This window comes from Sphingomonas aquatilis, from assembly GCF_014196115.1.
GTDB classification, from domain to species: domain Bacteria; phylum Pseudomonadota; class Alphaproteobacteria; order Sphingomonadales; family Sphingomonadaceae; genus Sphingomonas; species Sphingomonas aquatilis.
On record NZ_JACIDB010000001.1, the window covers coordinates 460,939 to 484,392 of the forward strand.

Sequence of the window (23,454 nt, forward strand, 5' to 3'; positions counted from 1 at the left end):
CGGGGGAACACCGCTTATGCGCTGAGGCTATGGCACGATCGGCTTTGACAATAGTGGCGGCGCTGGCCGCGGTTCTGGCGACTTCGCAGGCGGCCGGTGCCGACGGGCTGGTCGATAACGTCAACGGCATGACGCTGGACAAGGACGGCAAGGTCGTCCGGTTCCAGGCGATGCTGGTCAATGCGCAGGGCGCCGTCGTCAGGTTGTTGTCCGCCAAGGACAAACGGCCGGAGAAGCTCGACTGGCGGGCCGACATGAAGGGCAAATATCTGCTGCCCGGCATGATCGACGCGCATGGCCATGTGATGGAACTGGGCTTCCGCGCGCTCGAACTCGACCTGTCGGATACGAAGAGCCTCGCCGAGGCGCAGATGAAGATCGCGGCCTATGCGCGCGACAATCCCGACAAGGCGTGGATCATCGGCGGCGGCTGGAACCAGGAGACGTGGGGGCTGGGCCGCTTCCCGACGACCGCCGATCTCGATGCTGCGGTCGGCGATCGTCCGGTGTGGCTGGCACGCGCCGACGGCCATGCCGGCTGGGGCAACACCGCCGCGCTGAAGGCCGCCGGCGTCACCGCGAAGAGCGTGTCGCCCGCGGGCGGCCGGATCGAGAAGGGCGCGGGGGGGCAACCCGCGGGCGTGTTCGTCGATGCGGCACAGGATCTGGTGGTGAAGATCCTGCCCCAGCCGCTGGGCAAGGACCGCAACGCCGCCTTCCTGAAGGCGCAGGAAATCCTGCTCGGCTATGGCGTCACGGCGACCGCCGACATGGGCACGAGCATCGACGACTGGCTGACCTATCGCCGGATCGCGGACCTCGGCGGCCTGCGCGTTCGCATCATGAGCTATGGCATGGGGGTCGACACGACGGTGCAGATCGGCGGCACCGGCCCGACGCCGTGGCTGTATGACGATCGGCTGAAGCTGGTCGGCGTCAAGCTGTACGCCGATGGTGCGCTGGGGTCGCGCGGGGCGTGGCTGAAGGCGCCCTATGCCGATGCGCCGGGCCAGACGGGTGCGGGCTTCATGAACGACACCGTGCTGCGCAACCGGATGAGCCGCGCGGCGATGGACGGTTACCAGGTCGCGGTGCATGCGATCGGCGACCGCGCCAATGCCGAGGTGCTGGATGCGATCGACGAGATGGCGCAGACCTATAAGGGCGACCGGCGCTGGCGCGTCGAACATGCGCAAATCGTCGACCCCGTCGACCTGCCGCGCTTCGGCAAATATGGCACGATCGCGTCGATGCAGCCGGTCCATGAGACGAGCGACCGGCTGATGGCCGAGGCGCGGCTGGGACCGCAGCGGCTGGCGGGTGCCTATGCCTGGGCGTCGATGCTGCGCAACGGCGCAAAGCTGGCGTTCGGATCGGACTATCCGGTGGAAAAGCCCGATCCCTGGGCGGGCTGGGCGGCGGCGTTCACGCGCCAGGGTCCCGACGGCCAGCCGTTCGGCGGCTGGCAGCCGCAGGAGGCGATCACGCGCGAACAGGCGTGGTGGGCCTATACCGGCGGCGCGGCCTATGCGGGCTTTGCCGAGGATCGCTTCGGGCGCCTCGCTCCCGGCCAGAAGGCGGACTTCGTCATCGTCGACCGCGATCCGCTGCTCGCCTCGCCCGCCGACCTGCGCGCGACAAAGGTCGAACAGACGTGGATCGGCGGCCAGAAGGTGTGGCAGCGGAAGTAAGCCGCACGCCAAAAGGGCCGCAGCACCCCCCGATGCTGCGGCCCTTCACTCCCGGATACTGGGGAGGGGAAACCTGGGCGGTCAGGCGACCGCGACGACCTCTTCGGGTTCGCGCAGCACATAGCCGCGGCCCCAGACGGTCTCGATGTAATTCTCGCCGTCGCAGGCCAGGCTGAGCTTCTTGCGCAGCTTGCAGATGAAGACGTCGATGATCTTGAGTTCGGGTTCGTCCATGCCGCCGTACAGGTGGTTCAGGAACATTTCCTTGGTCAGCGTGGTGCCCTTGCGCAGGCTGAGCAGCTCGAGCATCGCATATTCCTTGCCGGTCAGATGCACGCGCGCGCCATCGACCTCGACCGTCTTGGCGTCGAGATTGACGGCGAGCTTGCCGGTGCGGATGACCGATTGCGAATGGCCCTTCGAACGACGGACGACCGCGTGGATGCGGGCGATCAGTTCTTCGCGATGGAAGGGCTTGGTGACGTAATCGTCGGCGCCGAAGCCGAAGCTGCGCACCTTGCTGTCCATCTCGTTGATGCCGCTCAGGATCAGAACCGGCGTGGTCACGCGGGCGACGCGCAGCTTCTTTAGCACGTCATAGCCGTGCATGTCCGGCAGGTTGAGGTCGAGCAGGATGATGTCGTAGTCGTACAGCTTGCCGAGGTCCAAGCCCTCCTCGCCAAGGTCGGTCGTATAGACGTTGAACCCCTCGGTGCCGAGCATCAGCTCGATCGCCTTGGCCGTGGTCGGCTCGTCCTCGATCAACAACACCCGCATCGCGTCGTCCCCTGTTGGCGAGGCCGCCAGCACCCCTGGCTCGCGGCTCGCCCCGATTCATTAACCAAACGACATCTGAAGGCAAAAGGTTAATTCGGGATTAAGTGCGGGCGTCAATCTTTACGATTTGCGCTCGTCCGCCTCGGGATCGGCATCCGGATCGTGCGGCGTCAGGTCGGGGCCGAGCAGCGTCTGGTGGCGGCTGCGCGGGATATCCTCGCCCAGCACCTCGCGCAGGTACAGGCTGCGCACCAATGTGAAGATCACGACCAGCAGCGCCGCCGAGAAGAACAGGCCGAAGATACCGAAGATCACGCCGATGCCGATGATCGCGAAGACGGTGATCGCCGGCGGGATCGAGACGACACGCGCCTGGACGTAGGGGGTGATGAAGTTGGTCTGGATCAGCCGGACGATCGCATAGGTGGCGAGCGCGCCGATCAGCGCGCCATTGCCCTGCGTCGCGGCGAGGCCCAGCGCCGGGATCATCGCCGCGGTCGGGCCGACATAGGGAATGAATTCCGACAGGCCGGCGAGCAGCCCGAGCGCGGCGGCGGAGGGCACGCCCGAAATCCACAGGCCGATGCCGATCAGCAGCCCCATCGTCGTCATCAGGATCAGCGACGAACGCAGCCACAGCCGCAACGTCGATCCGACGTCGAACAGAGCATCCTCGATCGCCGGGCGCTTCGAGGGCGGGATCAGGAACAGGAAGCCGCGCTGATAGATGCCGGGATCGGCGGCGAAAAAGGCCGCGCCGACGAGCAGCAGGATGCTGTTGAGAATGAGTTCGCCCGCGCCCTGCACCAGCCCGCCGACGTCCTGCGCCGCCTTCGACCCGGCATAGGCCTGTTGCACCGCATCGACGATCTTGGCGCCGACCGGGCTTTGCGAGGCCCAGGCGGCGAGCTGGTCGAGCAGGTTGGGCAATTGCGTGACGAGCACGTTGACCTGCTCGCGGAACTGCACCCCGAACAGCCAGACGAGGAAGGCGACGACGCCATAGGCGGTCGCCATGCCGAGACAGAAGGCGGTCCGGTCCGACACGCGCAGGTGATCGCGGTAAAGGTCGGCGAGCGCATGGATGGCGATCGCGCCCAGCATCGACCCGAAGGCGAGGATCAGCAGATTGCCCGCGCGCAGCAGCGCCGCGGCGACCGCCGCGATGATGAGGACGTAAAATATGCGCCGGATGAAGCGCGCATCGTCGGGATCGGGGGCGAGACGGTTCACGCGGGGCAGGGGGCGCTGGACATGGGCTATCCTGACAGGATCGGGGCGCAATGGACAAGAGGTGGGGGCAGTACTGCCGTGGGGCCGGATCGGTTCCGGTTGCAGGGTGGCGGAGGTGGGCGATGCGGGGGCGTCGCGACCGCCGCTCGCGCGCACCTTACACCTTTGTCATTTGATCTTTATCCGCCGACACGGCAGCCCCTTGGACGTAACAGCGTCGAGCGGACCCGAGCCCCATGAAGATCCTCCTGGTTGATGACGACCCCGTCCTGGCCGATTCGCTGGCGGATGAACTGACCGGCTTCGGCCACGCGCTGTCGACGGCGAGCGACGGGCGGGCGGCGCTGGCGGCGATCGATCAGGATGCGTTCGATGCGGTGGTGCTCGATCGGATGATGCCGCGGGTGGACGGCATCGCGCTGCTCGAGCGGCTGCGCGGCGACGCGCGATCGGTGCCCGTCATCATGCTGAGCGCGCGCGGCCAGTCCGACGACAAGATCAGTGGCCTGGCCGCCGGCGCCGACGATTATGTCGTCAAGCCGGTCGAGGCGGCCGAACTGCACGCGCGGCTGCAGGCGGTGGTGCGCGGCCGGCAGTGGACGCGCGAGGCGAGCGACACGCTGCGCGCGGGCGATATCGTGGTCAGCCCGTCGCGCTTCCGGGCGTGGCGCGACGAAAAGCCGCTCGACCTCGCCAAGCTGGAGCTGAAGCTGCTCGCCGAACTGGTGCGCAACGCCGATACCGTGCTGACGCGCGCGATGCTGATCGAGCGGGTGTGGGGGTACGACTTCGAGCCAGACACCAACCTGGTCGACGTCTACATCCGCCGCCTGCGCCAGAAGCTGACCGCGCATGGCGGCGACGATCCGATCCAGACGATGCGCGGCGTCGGCTATCTGTTGCGCAGCTGACGCATGCCGCGGGGCCGGCGGCTGCGTGCGCCGCGATCGCTGCGGGCGCTGACCTGGATCTTCGTCGCGGCAATGATCGCGGCGACGCTGGGCACGGGCGTCGCCATCTATACCGCGCAGCGCCGGGCGATCGTCCAACTGGTCGACCAGCGTATCGCCACGGCAGTTGATGCCATCGCGCACGAGGGCGAGCGGCCGATGCCGACGCCGGTGCTGGTCGAGCGGCTGCGCATGCTGGCGAGCGACCGAGACACGGGCGATATCGGCGCGATGCTGGTCGATGCGCAGGGGCGGCAGATCGGCGGCAACATCCGGTTGCGCCAGGTGCCGCCGCGCGGCTTCAGCTCGCTGCACAGCGACGACGGGATCAAGGGGTTGACCGCGGGGCGCGCTTATACCGGTGACGTCGGCGATGGGCGGCGGCTGACGATGATCGCCGAGACCGAGCCGTTCGACGATTCGGGCACGGCGCGGCTGCGCAGCTACCTCGCCGGTTTCGGATCGATCCTGTTGGTCGTCGGGCTGGGGCTCGTGATGTTTTCGCGGCTCGTCGAGCGGCGGATCGGTGCGATGCGCGCGACCGCGGCGGCGATCGTCGATGGCGACATGCAGCGCCGCGTGCCGACCGAGGGCGATGGCGGCGCGTTCGACGCGCAGGCCCACGCGTTCAACGCGATGCTCGACCGGATTGCCGAGCTGATGCGCGGGATCGCCGAAGTGTCGAGCGACATCGCGCACGACTTGCGCAGCCCGCTCGCGCGCCTGCGTGGCCAGCTCGTGCAACTGGAACGGCGTGCCGAGACGCCGGCGATGCGCGACGGCCTGTCCGCGGCGATCGCGCAGAGCGACACGATCCTCGGCATGTTCGCTGCGATCCTGCGCATCGCCGAAGTGGAGGGTGGCGCGCGGCGGGCGGGCTTCGCGCGCTTCGACCTGGGCGAACTGGTCGCGGAGGTCGGCGAGATGATGGCGCCGGTGGTCGAGGACGATGCGCACATCCTCGTCTGCGATTCCGTCGCCGCGCTGCCCGTTCACGCCGATCGCCAGTTGCTGACGCAGGTGCTGGTCAATCTGATCGTCAATGCCGTGCGCCATACGCCGCCGGGCACGCGCATCACGCTGTCGGCTGTGGCGGTGCGGGGGCAGGCGATCGTCCGCGTGGCCGATAACGGCCCCGGCATCGCCGCGGCAGATCGCGCCACCGCGCTGCGGCGCTTCGGCCGGCTGGATGCGAGCCGGTCGACCGGCGGGTTCGGCCTGGGCCTGCCACTCGCCGCGGCGATCGCGCGGCTGCATCATGGCGAGCTGTCGCTGGAGGATGCGGCGCCGGGCCTGCGCGTGGTGTTGACCGTGCCGCTGATTGGGTGATCGATTCCGACAGTACCGTCGTCCCGGCGGAGGCTGGGGCCTCTCGCGGTTTCTGCTGGGCCCGTCCCATGAAGATCCCAGCGTCCGCTGGGATGACGTTTGTGTGAGGAGCAAACGAAAGGGGCGGCGGCGTTGCCGGCACCGCCCCTACGCAGTTGGACCTGTAGGCCGCTTAGAAGTTCACCGATCCTTCCAGACCGATGGTGCGCGGCGGGTTGAAGTTCGCATACGAGCCCAGCACCGCGATGTTCGCGTCCGAACGGCGATAGATATGCTGTTCGTTGAGCAGGTTGCGCGACCACAGCGACAGCGTCGCCTTCTGGCCCTGTGCGCTGAGCGGGATGTCCGCCAGCGCGATGCGGCCGTTCACGATGAAGCTCGAGTCGGTCTTCACGCTTTCCGACTGGAAGCTGTACTGCGGCGCCGCATAATTGGCGTCGAGGTGGAAGCGCGCATGCGTGCTGCCCGTGCCGACCGGCAGATCGTAATCGATCGCCGCCGATGCCGCGTGCGGCGGCGTGTAGACGGTGTAGACCTGCGTCAGCACGCCGAAGGTCGGGCCCGGGTTCGGGTTCGCCGTCGCCGGCACCTTGGTGTAGGTATAGGCGTAGGAGGCGGTCAGCGTCAGGCTGTCGATCGGGCGCGCGCTGACGTCCAGTTCGATACCGCGGATCTTCGACGTGCCCGGCGCATTCGCCGTATTTTCGGTGTGCAGGTTGAAGTTCGGGTTGGCGATGGTGGTGCCCGGCAGGAACTGGTTGGTGTCGACGTTGTCGAAGTCGATCTGCGTGTTCTTGCGGTCCATGATATAGCCCGCGACGTTCACGCGCACCTTGTGGTTCAGGAAGTCGGTCTTCGCGCCGATTTCATAGGCCTTCACCGATTCCGGTCCGAACGCGCCGAAGTTCGACGAGCGATCGTTGGCGCCACCGGCGCGGAAGCCGCTCGAATATTTGGCGTACAGGTTGATGCCGGGCGCCGCGTCGGCGGCCAGCGTCACCATCGGGTCGAACCGCCCGCGATCGTAGTTCAGGACGTAATTGGTGGGCACGCCCGACACGAGGTACAGCGTGCCGTCACGCTTGTCCTTCGAATAGCGGCCGCCGACCGTCAGGTGCAGCATCTCCGCCGCGGCGGGGGTCCAGGTCGCCTGGCCGTACGCGGCATAGCTGCGGGTGCGGGCGACGCTGGCGCGCTGCAGGAAGCGGGAGTTATAGTCCCAGCCCTGGTTGGACGAGCTGATCGTGCCGAACACCTGCGAGGGCAGGATGGTGTAGGCGGTGCCGTCGGCGTTCCACTGGTTCGACGAAGGCGTCGCGGCGGATTCGCGGGCCTGTTCGTTGAAATAATAGAGGCCGGCGACCCAGTCGAGCTGGTCGACGCTGCCGATCGCCTGGAATTCCTGGCTGAACTGGCTCTGGTACAGATCCGACAGGCTGTAGCGGCTGAACTTGCCGTTGGGGGCGTAGGCGACGCGCTCAGGACCGCCCGAATTGTCCCACTGGTTGGTCGCCACGCGGCGCCATGCGGTGATCGATTTCAGCGTGGTAGCCGGATCGACCTTGTACGACAGCGTCGCGCTGACGCCCTGCGTCTTGTCGACGCTATACTGCTGCGGCACGCCGACGTCGGCGACGCTCTGGCGGTTCGGGTGGACGCCGACCAGCGCGGGCAGCGGCGCGATGCAGGTGGTGGCCGAGATCGTGCTCGACAGGCAGGTCGGCGCGCCGGCCGCGCTGCCCGGCAGGACGATGCGGTTGGTGGTGCGGTCCAGCACGCCGACGGTGCGGCCCAGCGGGTTGTAGTTGATCAGCTGGCTGAAGAACGGCGTGTTCTCGTCCCGCGCCTTGTCGAAGGCGACGTCGGCGGTGAAGCTGTCGGTCGGCTTCCAGCGCGCGGCGATGCGGCCGCCGACGCGGTCATAGGCGTTCCAGCCGAGCTGGCCGGCGAGCGGGTTGCGCGTCGTCGCATCCTGATGCTGGTACACGCCGTCCAGCTTGATCGAGATGTTCTGATATTCGGGCAGGTCGATATGCGCTTCGCCGTTGCGCGCGCCGTAGTTGCCGAAGCCGGCGGTGACGCGGCCACCGAATTCCCCGGTGGGCGCCTTGGTGACGATGCTGAGCGCGCCGCCTTCGGTGTTGCGGCCGAACAGCGTGCCCTGTGGGCCACGCAGCACTTCGATGCGCTGCACGTCGAACAGCGCGGCGTTCAGGCCCTGCGAGCGGCCGAGGTAGACGCCGTCGATATAGACGCCGACGCCCGAATCACGCGCGGTCTGGTTCTGGTCGAACGGCACGATGCCGCGGATGCCGATCGTCAGCGCCGACTGGCGCGCTTCGAAGGTCGCGACGCGAAGCGACGGCACCGCGCCGTCACCCAGGTCGAGCAGGCTCTGGACGTGGCGGTCCTTGATCGCTTCGGGATCGAGCACGCTGATCGCGATCGGCGTCTTCTGCAGGTTGGTTTCGCGCTTCGTCGCGGTGACGACGATGTCCTGCAGCTGGTCCGGCTCGGCCGCGGGGGTCGGGTCCGTGGCGGGCGTGGGATCGGCGGCCGGCGCGGTGGTGGCGGTCGCCTTGGCGGCATCGGCGGCGAACGCCGGTGCGGCGGCGAGGGCGGATGCGGCGACGCCGATCATCAGCAGCGCGCGGCTGCCGGACATCTTCATCATGACGAAATATTCCCCTTCGAGGCAATGTGCCTTCCTGGGGCGCGCCTACCGCCGGGCTGTGGCGGGCGTGTTGCGATTCGATGACGCCGCCGGCGAGCGGGATTTCATCCTGGTGTCATTTTTGGAACGGGGCCACGCCGTGGTGACGATTTGGATCCGGGTCGGCATAATCCATGCGAAGCCTTGGGGTTCCCCGAACGGGGCGGTTGACGATCGCGGCGGACCGACGCGCAGTTTTGGGGGCGACCGCATGTCGAGGGCAGCGAAGACCCGCTGCTCCTCGCTGCTGGCGATCGCAAAGGTCAGCGGAACGATGCTGCCGATATCGGTAAATGCTGGGGCAGGGCGCCGGGTGTCAGGACGGACGTCGGTCGACGGCGTCCTGCGCCTCTCCCTCGGCGATCAGCTTGGCGTAGCGTCGGGCCATGTCGAGGTGGACGCGGCGGCCGTCGCTGTTTGGCGTGCGATCGGCGAGCGCGCGTTCCTGGCGCTCGCGTTGGATGTAAAATTGGGTTTCGGCATGAGTCGGCATGAAGGCCTCCCTCATTGAGGTGATGCTTGTCGCCAACGGGCAACGCGTCACAAGCCATGACCTTTTAGCACGATAGGGCGCGTTTGGCCTTCATCTGCATCAATTCGCCCCGGGCCGGCGCGGCGGCTCTCGAACGGCAAAAAGCCGATCGGTCTCCAAACGAAAAAGGGGCCCGGCATCGCTGCCGAACCCCCCATTTCATCAGCCGTTGGCCGATGATCAGTCGCGATCACCGGTCAGGAAGGCCGGCGCGAATTCGGGCGCGGGGCCGTCATCGTTGCCGCCGCCGTTACGCGGGCCACGGTCGCCGCCTTCGCCGCGGGGGCCACGGTCACGGCGCGGGCCGCGGTCACCGCGGTCGCCGCCACGATCGCCGCCGTCGCGACGGGGACCACGGTCGCCGCGATCGCCACGGTCGCCGCGCGGGCCACGGCTGCCACGGTCGCCGCCTTCACGCGGTTCGCGCGCCGGACGCGTGTCTTCCAGCTCGGCGCCGGTTTCCTGGTCGACGACGCGCATCGACAGCCGAACCTTGCCGCGCGGATCGATCTCGAGGACCTTCACCTTGACCTGCTGGCCTTCCGACAGGACGTCCGAGACCTTCTCGACGCGCTCGTTCTTGATCTCGCTGACGTGGACGAGACCGTCCTTGCCGCCCATGAAGTTCACGAACGCGCCGAAATCGACCAGGTTGACGACCTTGCCGTCGTAGATCTTGCCGACCTCGGCCTCTTCGACCAGGCCCTTGATCCACTTGATCGCGGCTTCGATCTGCGACGAATCCGACGACGACACCTTGATGACGCCCTCGTCGTCGATGTCGACCTTGGCGCCGGTGGTGGCGACGATCTCGCGGATCACCTTGCCGCCCGTGCCGATGACTTCGCGGATCTTCGACTTGTCGATCGTGAAGGTTTCGATGCGCGGCGCGTGCGCCGACAGTTCCGAGCGGGTCTCGCCCAGCGCCTTCGCCATCTCGTTGAGGATGTGCGCGCGGCCTTCATGCGCCTGCTTCAGGGCGACCTTCATGATCTCTTCGGTGATGCCCGAGATCTTGATGTCCATCTGCAGCGCGGTGATGCCCTCGCTGGTGCCGGCGACCTTGAAGTCCATGTCGCCGAGGTGATCCTCGTCGCCCAGGATGTCCGACAGGACCGCGAAATCCTTGCCTTCCAGGATCAGGCCCATCGCGATGCCCGACACGGGGCGCTTCAGCGGCACGCCCGCGTCCATCATCGACAGCGAACCGCCGCAGACGGTGGCCATCGACGACGAGCCGTTCGACTCGGTGATGTCCGACGTGACGCGGATCGTGTAGGGGAATTCCTCCTTCGACGGCAGCACCGGATGCAGCGCGCGCCAGGCGAGCTTGCCGTGGCCGACTTCGCGACGACCCGGCGCACCGAAGCGGCCGACTTCACCGACCGAATAGGGCGGGAAGTTATAGTGGAGCATGAAGTTCTGATACGACAGGCCGTTGAGGCCGTCGATCATCTGCTCCGCGTCGCGGGTGCCAAGCGTGGTGGTCGCGATCGTCTGCGTCTCGCCACGCGTAAACAGCGCCGAACCGTGCGCACGCGGCAGGAAGTGGACTTCCGATTCGATCGGGCGGATCTGCGTCGTGGTACGGCCGTCGATGCGGCGGCCATCCTTCAGGATCGCGGTGCGGACGATCTCGGCTTCCAGCTTCTTGACGAGCTTGGCGGCGGCGAGCTGTTCCTGCGGCGTACGGTCGGCCATCGCCGCCTTCGCCTTGGCACGCGCCTCACTCAGCGCGGTCTGGCGCTGCTGCTTGTCGGTCAGCTTGTAGGCGGCCGTGATATCCTTGCCGATCAGCTTCTTCAGCTCGGCCTTGACCGTCTTCTGGTCGTCGCCGACCTTCAGCTCCCACGGATCCTTGGCGGCCTGTTCGGCGAGGTCGATGATCGCGTCGATCACCTGCTGCGACGCCTTGTGTGCGAACATCACGGCGCCGAGCATGACGTCTTCCGACAGCTCCTTGGCTTCGGATTCGACCATCATGACGGCGTCATGCGTGGCGGCGACCATCAGGTCGAGCTCGCCGGTCAGCACGTCGGCGTCCGACGGGTTGAGGACGTATTCGCCGTCCTTGTAGCCGACGCGCGCCGCGCCGATCGGGCCCATGAAGGGCACGCCCGACAGCGTCATCGCGGCCGAGGCGGCGATCATCGCCAGCAGATCGGGCTCGTTCTCGCCGTCATACGACAGAACCTGCGCGATGCAGTTGATCTCGTTGTAGAAGCCTTCGGGGAACAGCGGGCGGATCGGACGGTCGATCAGGCGGCTGACGAGCGTCTCACGCTCGGTCGCGCCACGCTCGCGCTTGAAGAAGCCGCCGGGGATGCGGCCCGACGCCGAGAACTTTTCCTGGTAGTGGACGGTGAGCGGGAAGAAATCCTGCCCTTCCTTCACCGACTTGGCGGCGGTCACGGCGCAGAGCACCACCGTCTCGCCGAGCGTCGCGATCACCGCGCCGTCGGCCTGGCGGGCGACCTTGCCCGTTTCGAGGGTGAGCGTCTGGCCGCCCCACTCGATCGATACCTTCTTGGCATTGAACATGTATTTTCCTTCACTCCCCACGCCAAATGCGTCGGGGGGCCTATCTGCGAGCTAAGCCGGCTCGCGCGGTGTGGAGCGTCTTGTCGCTCCGATGGATCGGGGCCGAATTGCCCGTCTTCCGCTTACCCGGCTCGTGCCGGTATTCGTGAAACGCGTGGCGCGCCCATAGCACGGATATACGAAAAGGGCGACCCGAAGGCCGCCCTCTCGTTTCACCCGCTGGGGGTTACTTGCGAAGACCCAGCTTCGCGATCAGGTCCAGATACCGCTGGCCATCGGTCTTGCGCAGATAGTCGAGCAGCGAGCGCCGCTTGTTGACCATCATCAGCAGCCCGCGGCGCGAATGGTTGTCCTTCTTGTGACCCTTGAAGTGCTCGGTCAGGTTCTTGATGCGCTCCGACAGGATCGCGACCTGGACTTCCGGCGAACCCGTGTCGCCTTCCTGGCGGGCGTGAGCCTTGACGAGTTCGTTCTTGCGCTCGGCGGTAATGGTCATGTGTTCATCCTCGACATCACAGATTAAAACCGCGGACGACGCGGACCTCATGGTCCTCGACCGATACCAGCGCGACCGGCGTATCGCCGTCGCATGCGAAGTATGGGCCATCGTCCGTGGCGATCCCGGTCAGAACACGCCCCTGGCGGAGCGCCCCTGCCTGATCGGGGGTGAGGGGTAGAGCCGGGATGTCGTCCAGCCCCGCCCTCAACGGCAGGAGTATCTGTTCAAGGGTACGCCCCATACCGGCTTCCGCCAGATTGTCCAGCGTTATCGCGGGTGCGAGGGTGAACGGGCCGGCCTTGGTACGGCGAAGCATGGTGACATGCCCGACCGTGCCGAGCGCAAGCGCGATGTCGCGGGCAAGGGAGCGGATATAGGTGCCCTTGGAGACGTGCGCGGTGAGGGTGATCTCGTCCAATTCCTCCCTCGCGTCAGCGGGGGAGGGGGACCGCTCGCCGCCGGCGAGTGGTGGAGGGGGCGTGTCCGCAGACGGGACGGTCGTCGTATCCTCCCCCTCCGTCAGCGCTTCGCGCTGCCACCCCCCCCTGGCGGGGGAGGAATGGAGGTCATGCACCGTCACGTCCCGGCTCGCCAGCACCACATCCTCGCCCGCGCGCGCCAGATCATAGGCCCGCTCGCCGTCGACCTTCAGCGCGCTGTACGCCGGCGGCACCTGGGTAATCGCACCGGTGAAGCGCGGCAGCACCGCCTCCACGTCGGCCAGCGTCGGCCGCACGTCCGACGTCGCTACACCCACGCCTTCCGCATCCAGCGTATCGGTCTGTTCGCCGAAGCGGATGGTGAAATCATACACCTTGTCGCTGTCGAGCATCCGCCCGGCGAGCTTCGTCGCCTCGCCGACCGCGACCGGCAGCACGCCCGTCGCGAGTGGATCGAGCGTGCCGCCATGGCCGACCTTGAACTTGCCGTATCCGCCCTGCCGCAGCGCGCGCTTTACCGCAGAGACGACCTCCGTGCTGCCAAGGCCCAAAGGTTTGTCGACGATGATCCAGCCGTGCATCAGCCGATCGCCTGCGCCAGTTTCAGGAAGAGGCCGATGACCGCATCCGCCGGTGGGCCGACCAGCCGCCCGACCACATCCGCCTTGGGCGCGATCATCGGCAGCACGACGAGGACGAAGAGCAGCAGCAGGAAGCCGAACCGCCCGATCTTCGCCCACTGCGCTGCGAGCGGGCGGGGCAGGATCCCCTCGACGACATGCCCACCATCGAACGGCGGCATCGGCAGCAGGTTGAAGATCGCGAGGAAGACGTTGACCAGCAGGAAGTTGACGAGGTTTGCGAAGACGAACGCCGCGACACCGGTCGGCTGTGCGCCATGCAGTAGCGCGACAGCGGTGCCGATCAGGATCGCGGCGATCGTGGCGAGGATCAGGTTCATGCCCGGTCCGGCGAGCGCCACCGCGACCATGCCCCAGCGCGGGTTGCGCAGGCGCTGGGCGACGACCGGCACCGGCTTCGCCCAGCCGAACACCGGCGCGCCTGCGATGGCGAGGCCGAGCGGCAGGATGAGCGTGCCGACCGGATCGACGTGGCGGAGCGGGTTAAAGCTCAGCCGCTTCCGCTCCGCGGCGGTCGGATCGCCGAGCCACTTCGCCATCCAGCCGTGCGCGACCTCATGAAAGACGATCGCGATGACGAGCGGGATGATCCACACGGCTGTGCGGTAGACGATGTTATCGGGGTTCATGGCGCGCGATATGGCGCGGGGGAGGGGAGAGCGCCACTCCCCTGTTCGTCATCCCGGCGTACGCCGGGATCTATGGACGCGTGACGCCGATGGCAGCTCGCCCTCGTTTGCGGCACCGGAACCATGGATCCCGGCGTGCGCCGGGATGACGAAAGGGGATTATGTGCCCAATGCCTCCGAAAAATGCCGCCGGCACAGTGCGATGTATCGATCGTTACCGCCGATCTCGGTCTGCGCGCCCTCGGCGATGGCGCGACCCTCGGCATCGACGCGCAGGTTCATCGTCGCCTTGCGCCCGCATACGCACACCGATTTGATCTCGATGAGCGCGTCCGCGATCGCCAGAAGCCGCGCCGATCCTTCGAACAACCGTCCCTGGAAATCGGTCCGCAGGCCATAAGCGAGCACCGGCACGTTCAACACATCGCAGATATGCGCCAGTTGCGCGACCTGCGCGACGGAGAGGAATTGCGCCTCGTCGACCAGCACGCAGGCGAGCGGGCCGCGTGTGAGGCGATCCGCGACGCAGGCGGCGAGGTCGGTCGTGCCCTCGAACGGCGTGGCCGGTGCCTCCAGCCCGATGCGGCTAGTGATCGTGCCGTGCGCAAAACGATCGTCCACCGCGGCGGTGAACAGCATCGTCTCCATCCCCCGCTCGCGATAGTTGAAGTCCGCCTGCAACAGCGTCGTCGACTTCCCCGCATTCATCGAGGCGTAGTAGAAATAGAGCTTGGCCATTAGACGTTGGAGGCTGGCGGTAGCGTTACTTCTACGTTGCCGTCGTCCCGAAGCTTGAAGGACAGGCGCTCACCTCCGGTCAACCCTAATGACCGCCTCAATTCAACGGGCAACGTAACCCGCCCGCGCGTCGACATGCGGATATAATGACGGCTTGCGCTCACGGCAGATTCCTATTGCGATACCGTCAGCATGTTCGCGATTTCATCGTTGGTTTTCAATCGCGCGATGCGGGCGCCAAGGTAGCGTAAGCTGATGAGGTGGTGTTGCTGATCGTAGGAGCGCGTCACATCCGTTGCGATAACAACATCGTAATCGCGCTGATAGGCGTCGATGACAGAGGTGCGGACACATGCGTGGGTGTTCAGCCCACAAATAATGAGGGTCGTGTCGATCGGCCGGCGCAGGATGGCATCCAGTTCGGTGCCGAAAAACGCGCTGTACCGCTTCTTGACGATAATCGTGTCCTGTTCGGCAGGCTGCAAGCCGTCATCCAGTTGCGCGCCGACCGTTCCAACGATCGTCACGCGATCGTTGTGGAGACGCATTCCCAAGAAGGCATCATTCAGATCAGGGGCGAACTCCTGTCGGACCCAGATCACGCGACCATTCGCTGATCGCACGGTATGCGCCAGATCGTTAATCCCGCCGATAAGCGAAGCGCGGTCGGCATCCGAGTGCTGTTTGGTAAAGTCGTTGAGAACGTCGATGACCAGCAGCACCGGTGTGGTCACGGCGTCAATCCTCACCCAGATCGCGTGCCACCTCGGGCCGGCGGAGCAGCTGGTCGATGTGGCTGCCCTCGTCGAAGCTTTCGTCCGCGAGGAATTTCAGCTTGGCGGCGTACTTGTTCTGGATGCGGTGCGCGACTTCGCGTTGCAGATAGGCGGTGTTGGTGCGCAGCGCCTTCAGCACCGCTTCCTCGTCACGCCCAAGCAGCGGCTTCACGAAGACGGTCGCGTGGCGCAGGTCAGGCGACATGCGCACCTCGGTGATGCTGACCATGTGCTTGGCCAGCGTTTCGTCGTGTACGTCGCCGCGCTGGAGGATCTCCGACAGCACGTGGCGCACCTGTTCGCCGACGCGCAGCGTGCGAACCGATTTTTCCTGGGGGTCTTTGTTCATCATGCCTCCAACCCCTCTCCCGCCGGGAGAGGGAGGGGCCCGCCGCCGTTAGGCGGTGGGAGGGTGAGGGTGACGGCCGGTGCCATTGCCACCCTCACCCTTCCGCTGCCTGCGGCAGCTCCCTCCCTCTCCCAAAAGGAGAGGGACGTCAGGGTTAGAGGGTGCGTTCGCGCATCTCGACTTCGAACGTTTCGAGGAAGTCGCCGGCCTTGATGTCGGTGAAGTTCTGCGTGAACGTCACACCGCATTCCAGACCCGCACGCACCTCGGCGACATCGTCCTTGAAGCGGCGCAAGCTGGCGATCTCACCCTGGTAGATGATGACGTCGTTGCGCGTGATGCGGGCCTTGAGCGCCTTGCGGATGACGCCTTCGACGACCAGCAGACCCGCGGCCTTGCCGTGCTTGCCCGCCGAGAAGACCTCGCGGATTTCCGCACGGCCGACGACGGTTTCGAACGCTTCCGGCCCGAGCTCGCCCGCCATGCCCGCCCGGATCTCGTCGATCAGGTCGTAGATGACGTCGTAATATTTGAGCGCCACCTTCTGCCGATCGGCGATCTCGCGCGCCTTGGCATTGGCACGGACGTTGAAGCCGATGATCGGCGCGCCGCTGGCACCCGCCAGCGTCACGTCGCTTTCGGTGATGCCGCCGACACCCGAATGCAGCACGCGTGCCTTGATGAGGTCGGTCGAGATCTTGTTAATCGACGCGACGATCGCCTCGACGGTGCCCTGCGTGTCGGCCTTGACGACGAGCGGATATTCCTTCGCCGCATTGGCCTTCAGCGCCGAGAACATGCTCTCGAGGCTTGCCGGCGCGGTGGTGGTGCGCTTCTGCGTCAGCACGCCCTGGCGATATTCGGCGACCTCGCGGGCGCGTGCCTCGTTCTCGACGACCTGCAACGGATCACCCGCCGACGGCACGCCCGAGATGCCGAGCACCTCGACCGGCATCGCCGGATCCGCCTGCTTCACCTGACGGCCCTTGTCGTCGACGAGGGCGCGAACCTTGCCGCTTTCCGCGCCGATGACGAAGACGTCGCCGACCTTCAGCGTGCCGCGGTTGACCAGGATCGTCGCGACCGGACCGCGGCCCTTGTCGAGCTTCGCCTCGATCACCGTGCCTTCGGCCGGGCGATCGGGGTTGGCGCGCAGCTCGAGCAGTTCGGCCTGCAGCTGAATCTTCTCGATCAGCTCGTCGAGGCCGGTCTTCTTGAGCGCGGAGACTTCGACGTCCTGGACGTCGCCGCCCATTTCCTCAACCACCACCTCATGCTCCAGCAGGCGCTCGCGCACGCGCTGGGCATTGGCTTCATATTTGTCGATCTTGTTGATCGCCACGATCATCGGCACGCCGGCCGCCTTGGTGTGGTTGATCGCCTCGATCGTCTGCGGCATCAGCCCGTCGTCGGCCGCGACCACCAGCACCACGATATCCGTGACGTCCGCGCCGCGCGCACGCATCTGCGTGAACGCCTCGTGGCCCGGCGTGTCGAGGAAGGTGATCTTCGACTTGTCCTTCAGCGTGACCTGATAGGCGCCGATATGCTGCGTGATGCCGCCGGCTTCGCCGCGCACCACGTCGGTGCCGCGCAGCGCGTCGAGCAGGCTGGTCTTGCCGTGATCGACGTGACCCATGATCGTGACGACCGGGGGACGCGGCTTCATCGCCTCCTCGGCATCCTCGACCGTGTCGATCGCCAGATCGATGTCGCTGTCGGAGACGCGGACGATGTTGTGGCCGAATTCGGTCACGAGCAGCTCGGCCGTATCCTGGTCGATCGTCTGCGTCATCGTGACGGGCATGCCCATCTTGAACAGCGTCTTGACGAGGTCGGCGCCCTTTTCCGCCATACGGTTGGCGAGTTCCTGGACGGTGATCGCCTCGGGCACCTGCACGTCGCGGACCTGCTTGGGCTGCGCTTCACGCGGGCCGCCGAAGTGACGCTTTTCCTTTTCGCGCGCGCGCTTCAGCGCGGCGAGGCTGCGGCTGCGCGCACCATCGTCGCCCAGCGCGCGGTTGACGGTCAGCTTGCCGCCGCGACGCTCGTCGCCCTTGCGGTCGCGCTGCGTCGGGCGGCTCGGCGGCGCGTTGCGCGGCGTGGCCTGACCCGAGGGCAGGTTGCGGTTGACGCCACCGGCGGGCGCGCCACCCGAAGCGTTCGCGGCCGGAGCCGCCGCAGGGGCGGGCGCAGGCGCCGGCTTGGGCTGCGGCTTGGGGATTTCGGGACGCGCAACCGGCGAGAAGCGACGCGGCGCGGGCAGCGACGGGTCGCGACCCAATTCCACCGTCGGCGCAGGCGCCGGAGCGGGTGCCGCCGGACGCGGCGCAGGCTGCGCGACCACCGGAGCCGGGGCCGGAGCGGGCGCAGGTGCAGGCGTAGGAGCCGGCGTCGGTTCGGGCGCTGCGACGGGTTCCTCGACCGGCGTCGGCGGCACGGGCCGCTCGACCGGACGGAAACCACGGCCGGCCGGGGTCGGCACGGTCACGGTCGGCGCGGCAGGCGCTGCCGGAGCGGCTGCGGCAGGTGCAACCGGCTCCGGCGCGGGCGTGGGCTCGGGCGCAGCCGGGGGCGCGGCTGCGGCGGCCGCAGCAGCGGCGGCCTTTTCGGCGGCACGCTGGCGTTCGTCCTCAAGCGCCTGCGCACGCGCGGCCTCTTCGCGGCGACGCGCGTCTTCCAGCGCGTGCATGCGCTGGTCTTCGGCCTCGCGCAGCATGCGGGCCTGGCGCTCCTGCGGCGTCTCGTTCGACGGCGCCGGGCGCGGGGCGGGGGCCGCCGGAGCCGGCGTCGGCGCGGCGACGGGCGCCTGCACCGGCTGCTCGGGCGCAGCCTGTGCCTCGCCCGGGCGGCCCAGCACGCGCCGCTTCTTCGTTTCCACGATCACCGTATTGGACCGGCCATGGCTGAAGCTCTGCTTCACCTGGCCGGTCTCGACCGTGCGCTTCAGCCCCAAGGGCGCGCGCATGCCAAGTTTCGGCTTATCGTTGTCGGTGTCGCTCACTCAAATTCCTCGTTCACGTCTACGGCCGGTCGCGTCCCGCCGGGTCCGGCGCCGGATAACCGGTGCGCCGATGCGCCTTGCGGGGCCGTTTCGCAAGGCACGGGAGTGGGTTCAGGTCCGATAAAATGCAGCCAGCGGTCGAGCGCGTCGCTCACCCGCGCGGCGGCAGCGCGGTCGGTCAGGGCGATGTGTACCACATTTTCGCGGCCCAGCGCCAACGACAATATGGTGCGCGAGACCGGCAATACCAAGCCCCTGACGGCAGAGCCTTCGCGATCCGATCCGATCCGCCACGCCTGGTCGAGCTTGCGGTTGCCATCGGTGCCGGCGTCGGCAGCATGATAGAGCGCGTGGAGCTGGCCCGATCGTGCCGCCGTCTCGATCTTTTCGGAGCCGGTCAGCAGCAGGCCGGATCGTGATTCGAGGCCGAGCCGGTCGAGCGCGTTGCGTTCGAGTGCGTTGGCGATGCGCGCGGGCAGGTCGTCCGGGATGACCAGTTCCGCGCCCTTGAACGCGCGGGCCAGCGCGCCGCGCAGGCGCTTCTTGGCGATCGCTTCGTCCAATTCGGCGCGGGTGACGCCGATCCACGCGCCGCGGCCGGGGGCCTTGGCACGCACGTCGGGCAGCACCTGCCCGTCCGGCGCGATCGCGAGTCGCACGAGGTTGTCGCGGACGTCGCGGTCCTGCGTCAGAATGCATTTGCGGATGGGGTCGGTCATGCGGTGCACCTACCCGACAACGCTCCGTCACCCCGGGCTTGACCCGGGGTCCCGCTTTTCCGCTGCGACAAGAAGCGGGACCCCGGCGCAAGGCCGGGGTGACGACATGAGTGGTAAAGCCTTAGCGTCTCATTGCGAGGGAACCGCATCAGCGTCCTCCCGCACTTGGGGCGCATCGCGGTCGGCGATCAGCTGACCGCCGGCGCCGTAATTCTCCGTCGACACTTCCTCGATCACGATCTGGACCGCGGCGGGGTTCTTGCCGAGGCGCGTGACGAGGCTGGCCGTCACGTCCGCGACGACCCCTGCCTTCTGCTCCTTGGTCGCGGAGCCGGCCAGTCGGATCGAGACGAAAGGCATCAGGCTTCCTCACCCTCCGACGCGTCGGCATCGGCGGCCGCAGGCGCTTCGTCCTCGAACCAATGCTGGCGCGCGGCCATGATGATCTCGTTGCCCTGCTCGTCGCTGAGACCGTATTCGGCGAGGATGCCGCCCTTCGGCTCGGGGCGCTTGGGCGCGTCCTCGTTGCGGCGACGCGGCTCGGCGCGCTTCTTCTCGACCAGTTCGTCGGTGGCGAGGTCGGCGAGGTCGTCGAGCGTCTTGATGCCCGCCTTGCCGAGCGTGACCAGCATCGCTTCGGTCAGATACGGCATGTCGGCGAGCGCGTCCTCGACGCCCAGCGCACGACGTTCGTCACGCGCCGCGGCCTCGCGGCGATCGAGCGCTTCCTGCGCACGGCTCTGCAGCTCCTGCGCGAGGTCCTCGTCGAAGCCTTCGATGCCGGCCAGTTCGTCCAGCTCGACATAGGCGACCTCTTCCAGCGCGCCGAAGCCTTCGGCGACCAGCAGCTGGGCCAGCGTCTCGTCGACGTCCAGTTCGTTCTGGAACATCTCGGAATTCTGGACGAACTCCTTCTGGCGCTTTTCGCTCGCGTCGGCTTCGGTCAGGATGTCGATCGCCTTGCCGGTCAGCTGGCTGGCGAGGCGGACGTTCTGGCCGCGGCGACCGATGGCGAGGCTGAGCTGGTCGTCGGGCACGACCACCTCGATCCGGTCCTCTTCCTCGTCGATCACGACGCGGCTGACCGAAGCGGGCTGCAACGCGTTGACGACGAAGGTCGCGGTGTCGGGCGACCAGGGGATGATGTCGATCTTTTCGCCCTGCATTTCCTGCACGACGGCCTGGACGCGGCTGCCCTTCATGCCCACGCAGGCGCCGACCGGGTCGATCGACGAATCGCGGCTGATGACGCCGATCTTCGCGCGCGAACCGGGGTCGCGCGCCGCCGCCTGGATGGTGATGATGCCGTCGTAGATTTCGGGCACTTCCTGCGCGAACAGCTTCTTCATGAAGTCGGGGTGCGCGCGGCTGAGGAAGATCTGCGGCCCGCGGTTTTCGCGGCGGACGTTGAGGATCAGCGACCGGATGCGGTCGTTGACGCGGACGACTTCGCGCGGGATCTGCTGGTCGCGGCGGATGACGCCTTCCGCGCGGCCCAGGTCGACGACGATGTGGCCGAACTCGACGCGCTTGACGACGCCGGTGATGATCTCGCCCTGGCGGTCCTTGAACTCTTCATACTGGCGCTCGCGCTCGGCGTCGCGGACCTTCTGGAAGATGATCTGCTTGCTCGCCTGCGCCTGGATGCGGCCGAATTCGATCGGGGGCAGCGGATCGACGATATAGTCGCCGACGGTCGCGCCCTTCTGCAGCTTCTGCGCCTGATTGACGTCGACCTGCTTGAAATAATCGTCGACCGCCTCGACCACCTCGACGACGCGCCACAGGCGCAGGTCGCCGGTCTGCGGGTCGAGCTTCGCGCGGATGTCGTTCTCGATGCCGTAGCGGGTCTTGGCCGCACGCTGGATCGCTTCCTCAAGAGCCTCGATCACGATGCTCTTGTCGATCATCTTTTCCGATGCGACCGAATTGGCGATCGCGATCAGTTCCGCGCGGTTGGCGGTGGCGACGGTGGCCATCTTACTGCTGTCCTTCGTTGGATGCGTCGGTGTCGTCTGTTTCTTCGAATTCGTCCGCGCCTTCGCTCGAGAGGGGCGCGGTGGCGGCGAGCAGGCGATCGGTGATCGTCAGCTTCGCGTCGTGGATCTGGTCTAGGCCGACGGTCATTGGCTGATAGCCGCGCACGTCGATCGTGACCTTGTCGCCGTCGATCCCGACCAGATCGCCGGTCAGGATCTTGCGGTTGTCGATCTTCTCGACCAGCGTCACCTTCGCCTCATGCCCCGCCCAATTGACGTAATCCTGCGGGCGGGTGAGCGGGCGGTCGATGCCGGGCGACGACACTTCGAGGCGATAGGCGTCCTCGATCGGATCCTTGCCCTCGGCCTCCAGCGCGTCGAGCACGTCCGAGATGCGGCGCGACAGATCGGCGCAATCGTCGATCGTCAACTGCCCGGTGTCGGGCCGTTCGGCCATGATCTGGAGCGTGGGGTCGGATTTGCCGCCGAACATCTTCACGCGCACGAGGTCGAAACCCAGCGCTTTGGCTTCGGGTTCGATCAATGCGGTCAGAAGGGCGATGTCCGCCATGCGGGCTCCAAAACAGATATGCGTGTTCGCCGCCGCGGAAGGGGTCCCCCGCAGCCTCTTTCACCTGACGATGTTAGAGAAGGCAGCGGCTATATACGCCGGCGCCGGCATAGAAACAAGCATCCATCGTGCGGGCCCGTGCGTTCGCTGCACCGATAAAAAGGGAGACATTCATGCGCCTGCACCTGCTCGCCGCCTTGCCGGTGGCCCTGATCGCCTGTTCGGGCAACGCCCCCGCGACCGGGGAGGGCGCGCAGGCCGGTGAGACGCCACCCTCGGCCAAGCCGTTCCGCGAGACGGTGGTCGCCGATTTCGTCTCGCCCTGGGCGCTGGCGTTCCTGCCCGACAATCGCATCCTCGTCACCGAAAAGGCCGGGCAGATGATCCTGCTGTCCGCCGACGGCAAGCGCCGCCAGACGATCGCGACGTTGCCCGTTGATTCGGCGGGGCAGGGCGGGTTGATGGACGTGGTGCCCGCGCCCGATTTCGCGACCAGCAAGCGCATCTATTTCAGCTATTCGACCGCCGGTCAGGGCGGCAAGGGCGTGGTGCTCGCCCGCGGCCGGTTGCGCGGCGAGGGGGCGAGCGAACGGCTGGGTGAGATCGAGGCGCTGTTCCAGGCGCGGCCCTTCGTCGAGGGTAACGGCCATTATTCGGGCCGCATCGCCTTTGCGCCCGACGGCCAGAGCCTGTTCTTCACCAATGGCGAGCGACAGAAGTTCACGCCGGCGCAGGACCCGCAGGCGACGCTGGGCAAGGTGCTGCGCCTGACGCTCGACGGCAAGCCCGCGCCGGGCAATCCGCTGGTCGCCAAGGGCTTCGCGCCGGAGGTGTGGAGCTATGGCCACCGCAACCTGCTCGGGATCGCGTTCGACGCGCAGGGGCGGTTGTGGGAGCAGGAGATGGGGCCGAAGGGCGGCGACGAGCTGAACCTCATCATGCCCGGGCGCAACTATGGCTGGCCCAATGCATCGAACGGCAGCCATTACGACGGCCGCGACATTCCCGATCACCGCCCCGGCGACGGCTACGAACCGCCCAAGGTCTGGTGGAACCCGGTAATCTCTCCGGGTGGCCTGATGATCTATTCGGGCAACCTCTTCCCGGCGTGGAAGGGCGATGCCTTCATCGGCGGCCTGTCGTCCAAGTCGCTGGTTCGCGTCGACCTCGACGGGCAGACTGCGAAGAAGGCCGACCAATGGCCGATGGGCGCGCGGATCCGTGACGTCGAACAGGGGCCGGACGGCGCGATCTGGGTGATCGAGGACGGCGGCGAGTCGCAGGGGCGACTGATCCGGCTGACGCCGCGGTAAGGGGCGTAGATAATTCCTCCCCCGCCAGGG

At 67.0% G+C, this 23,454-nt stretch carries 21 protein-coding genes; 5 read left to right on the plus strand and 16 right to left on the minus strand.

Features of this window, described 5'->3' with window-relative positions:
- The first annotated feature begins 29 nt into the window (after nt 1-29).
- On the plus strand, nt 30-1,691 hold the full coding sequence (locus tag GGR47_RS02145) for an amidohydrolase (protein ID WP_167509780.1): 1,662 nt from the start codon (nt 30-32) through the stop codon (nt 1,689-1,691).
- 81 nt (nt 1,692-1,772) lie between these two features.
- On the opposite strand, the gene ctrA is transcribed toward GGR47_RS02145, so the two are convergent.
- Together ctrA and GGR47_RS02155 are read right to left on the minus strand one after the other, a co-directional pair.
- Entirely contained in the window at nt 1,773-2,468 is a 696-nt protein-coding gene (ctrA, locus tag GGR47_RS02150; RefSeq protein ID WP_020486368.1) for a response regulator transcription factor CtrA, read from the minus strand.
- Nucleotides 2,469-2,588: 120 nt separating this feature from the next.
- Complete coding sequence (locus tag GGR47_RS02155) at nt 2,589-3,701, minus strand: AI-2E family transporter (protein ID WP_043060618.1); 1,113 nt, start codon at nt 3,699-3,701, stop codon at nt 2,589-2,591.
- 236 nt (nt 3,702-3,937) lie between these two features.
- Between GGR47_RS02155 and GGR47_RS02160 the strand changes: the two genes are divergently transcribed.
- Nucleotides 3,938-4,612: a response regulator transcription factor gene (locus tag GGR47_RS02160; RefSeq protein ID WP_017977685.1), complete on the plus strand. Its 675-nt coding sequence runs from the start codon at nt 3,938-3,940 to the stop codon at nt 4,610-4,612.
- A gap of 3 nt (nt 4,613-4,615) precedes the next feature.
- Nucleotides 4,616-5,980, plus strand: a complete 1,365-nt coding sequence (locus GGR47_RS02165; RefSeq protein WP_183949414.1) for a HAMP domain-containing sensor histidine kinase — start codon at nt 4,616-4,618, stop codon at nt 5,978-5,980.
- A gap of 172 nt (nt 5,981-6,152) precedes the next feature.
- On the opposite strand, the gene GGR47_RS02170 is transcribed toward GGR47_RS02165, so the two are convergent.
- Nucleotides 6,153-8,654 (minus strand): TonB-dependent receptor, encoded by a 2,502-nt coding sequence (locus GGR47_RS02170; RefSeq protein ID WP_147037412.1) that lies wholly within the window; start codon nt 8,652-8,654, stop codon nt 6,153-6,155.
- On the opposite strand from GGR47_RS02170, the gene GGR47_RS02175 reads away from it, so the two are divergent.
- A complete protein-coding gene (locus tag GGR47_RS02175) occupies nt 8,653-9,204 on the plus strand; it encodes a hypothetical protein (RefSeq protein ID WP_167509794.1) in 552 nt (183 codons plus the stop codon). The genes GGR47_RS02170 and GGR47_RS02175 overlap by 2 nt on opposite strands.
- Before the next feature lie 201 nt (nt 9,205-9,405).
- Here GGR47_RS02175 and pnp read toward each other — a convergent pair whose 3' ends face one another.
- The 13 genes from pnp to rimP form a co-directional block, all read right to left on the minus strand.
- Nucleotides 9,406-11,766 carry a polyribonucleotide nucleotidyltransferase gene (pnp, locus tag GGR47_RS02180; RefSeq protein WP_183949415.1) on the minus strand — a complete coding sequence of 787 codons (2,361 nt, stop codon included), beginning with the start codon at nt 11,764-11,766 and terminating at the stop codon, nt 9,406-9,408.
- Between the two features lie 226 nt (nt 11,767-11,992).
- Nucleotides 11,993-12,262: a 30S ribosomal protein S15 gene (gene rpsO, locus GGR47_RS02185; RefSeq protein ID WP_017977691.1), complete on the minus strand. Its 270-nt coding sequence runs from the start codon at nt 12,260-12,262 to the stop codon at nt 11,993-11,995.
- A 16-nt stretch (nt 12,263-12,278) separates the two neighbouring features.
- Entirely contained in the window at nt 12,279-13,286 is a 1,008-nt protein-coding gene (gene truB / locus GGR47_RS02190; RefSeq protein WP_147037200.1) for a tRNA pseudouridine(55) synthase TruB, read from the minus strand.
- Nucleotides 13,286-13,975, minus strand: coding sequence for a site-2 protease family protein (locus GGR47_RS02195; protein WP_017977693.1), 690 nt, complete (start codon nt 13,973-13,975; stop codon nt 13,286-13,288). Before GGR47_RS02195 ends, truB begins: the two co-directional genes overlap by 1 nt.
- Before the next feature lie 159 nt (nt 13,976-14,134).
- Complete coding sequence (locus GGR47_RS02200) at nt 14,135-14,713, minus strand: thymidine kinase (RefSeq protein ID WP_147037201.1); 579 nt, start codon at nt 14,711-14,713, stop codon at nt 14,135-14,137.
- Nucleotides 14,713-14,850: an AbrB/MazE/SpoVT family DNA-binding domain-containing protein gene (locus tag GGR47_RS19365; protein ID WP_371859757.1), complete on the minus strand. Its 138-nt coding sequence runs from the start codon at nt 14,848-14,850 to the stop codon at nt 14,713-14,715. The genes GGR47_RS02200 and GGR47_RS19365 overlap by 1 nt, the downstream gene beginning before the upstream one ends.
- A gap of 36 nt (nt 14,851-14,886) precedes the next feature.
- Nucleotides 14,887-15,447, minus strand: a complete 561-nt coding sequence (locus GGR47_RS02205; RefSeq protein ID WP_167509785.1) for a cysteine hydrolase family protein — start codon at nt 15,445-15,447, stop codon at nt 14,887-14,889.
- A gap of 4 nt (nt 15,448-15,451) precedes the next feature.
- On the minus strand, nt 15,452-15,841 hold the full coding sequence (gene rbfA, locus GGR47_RS02210; protein WP_147037203.1) for a 30S ribosome-binding factor RbfA: 390 nt from the start codon (nt 15,839-15,841) through the stop codon (nt 15,452-15,454).
- A gap of 151 nt (nt 15,842-15,992) precedes the next feature.
- Nucleotides 15,993-18,842, minus strand: a complete 2,850-nt coding sequence (gene infB, locus GGR47_RS02215; RefSeq protein WP_183949416.1) for a translation initiation factor IF-2 — start codon at nt 18,840-18,842, stop codon at nt 15,993-15,995.
- Entirely contained in the window at nt 18,839-19,561 is a 723-nt protein-coding gene (locus tag GGR47_RS02220) for a DUF448 domain-containing protein (RefSeq protein WP_147037374.1), read from the minus strand. Before GGR47_RS02220 ends, infB begins: the two co-directional genes overlap by 4 nt.
- Nucleotides 19,562-19,690: 129 nt before the next feature.
- Nucleotides 19,691-19,921 (minus strand): tautomerase family protein, encoded by a 231-nt coding sequence (locus tag GGR47_RS02225; protein ID WP_017977699.1) that lies wholly within the window; start codon nt 19,919-19,921, stop codon nt 19,691-19,693.
- On the minus strand, nt 19,921-21,540 hold the full coding sequence (nusA, locus tag GGR47_RS02230; protein WP_147037375.1) for a transcription termination factor NusA: 1,620 nt from the start codon (nt 21,538-21,540) through the stop codon (nt 19,921-19,923). Before nusA ends, GGR47_RS02225 begins: the two co-directional genes overlap by 1 nt.
- A gap of 1 nt (nt 21,541) precedes the next feature.
- Nucleotides 21,542-22,111, minus strand: coding sequence for a ribosome maturation protein RimP (gene rimP / locus GGR47_RS02235; protein ID WP_043059732.1), 570 nt, complete (start codon nt 22,109-22,111; stop codon nt 21,542-21,544).
- Between the two features lie 173 nt (nt 22,112-22,284).
- Between rimP and GGR47_RS02240 the strand changes: the two genes are divergently transcribed.
- A complete protein-coding gene (locus GGR47_RS02240) occupies nt 22,285-23,424 on the plus strand; it encodes a PQQ-dependent sugar dehydrogenase (RefSeq protein ID WP_043059733.1) in 1,140 nt (379 codons plus the stop codon).
- The last annotated feature ends 30 nt before the right edge of the window (nt 23,425-23,454 follow it).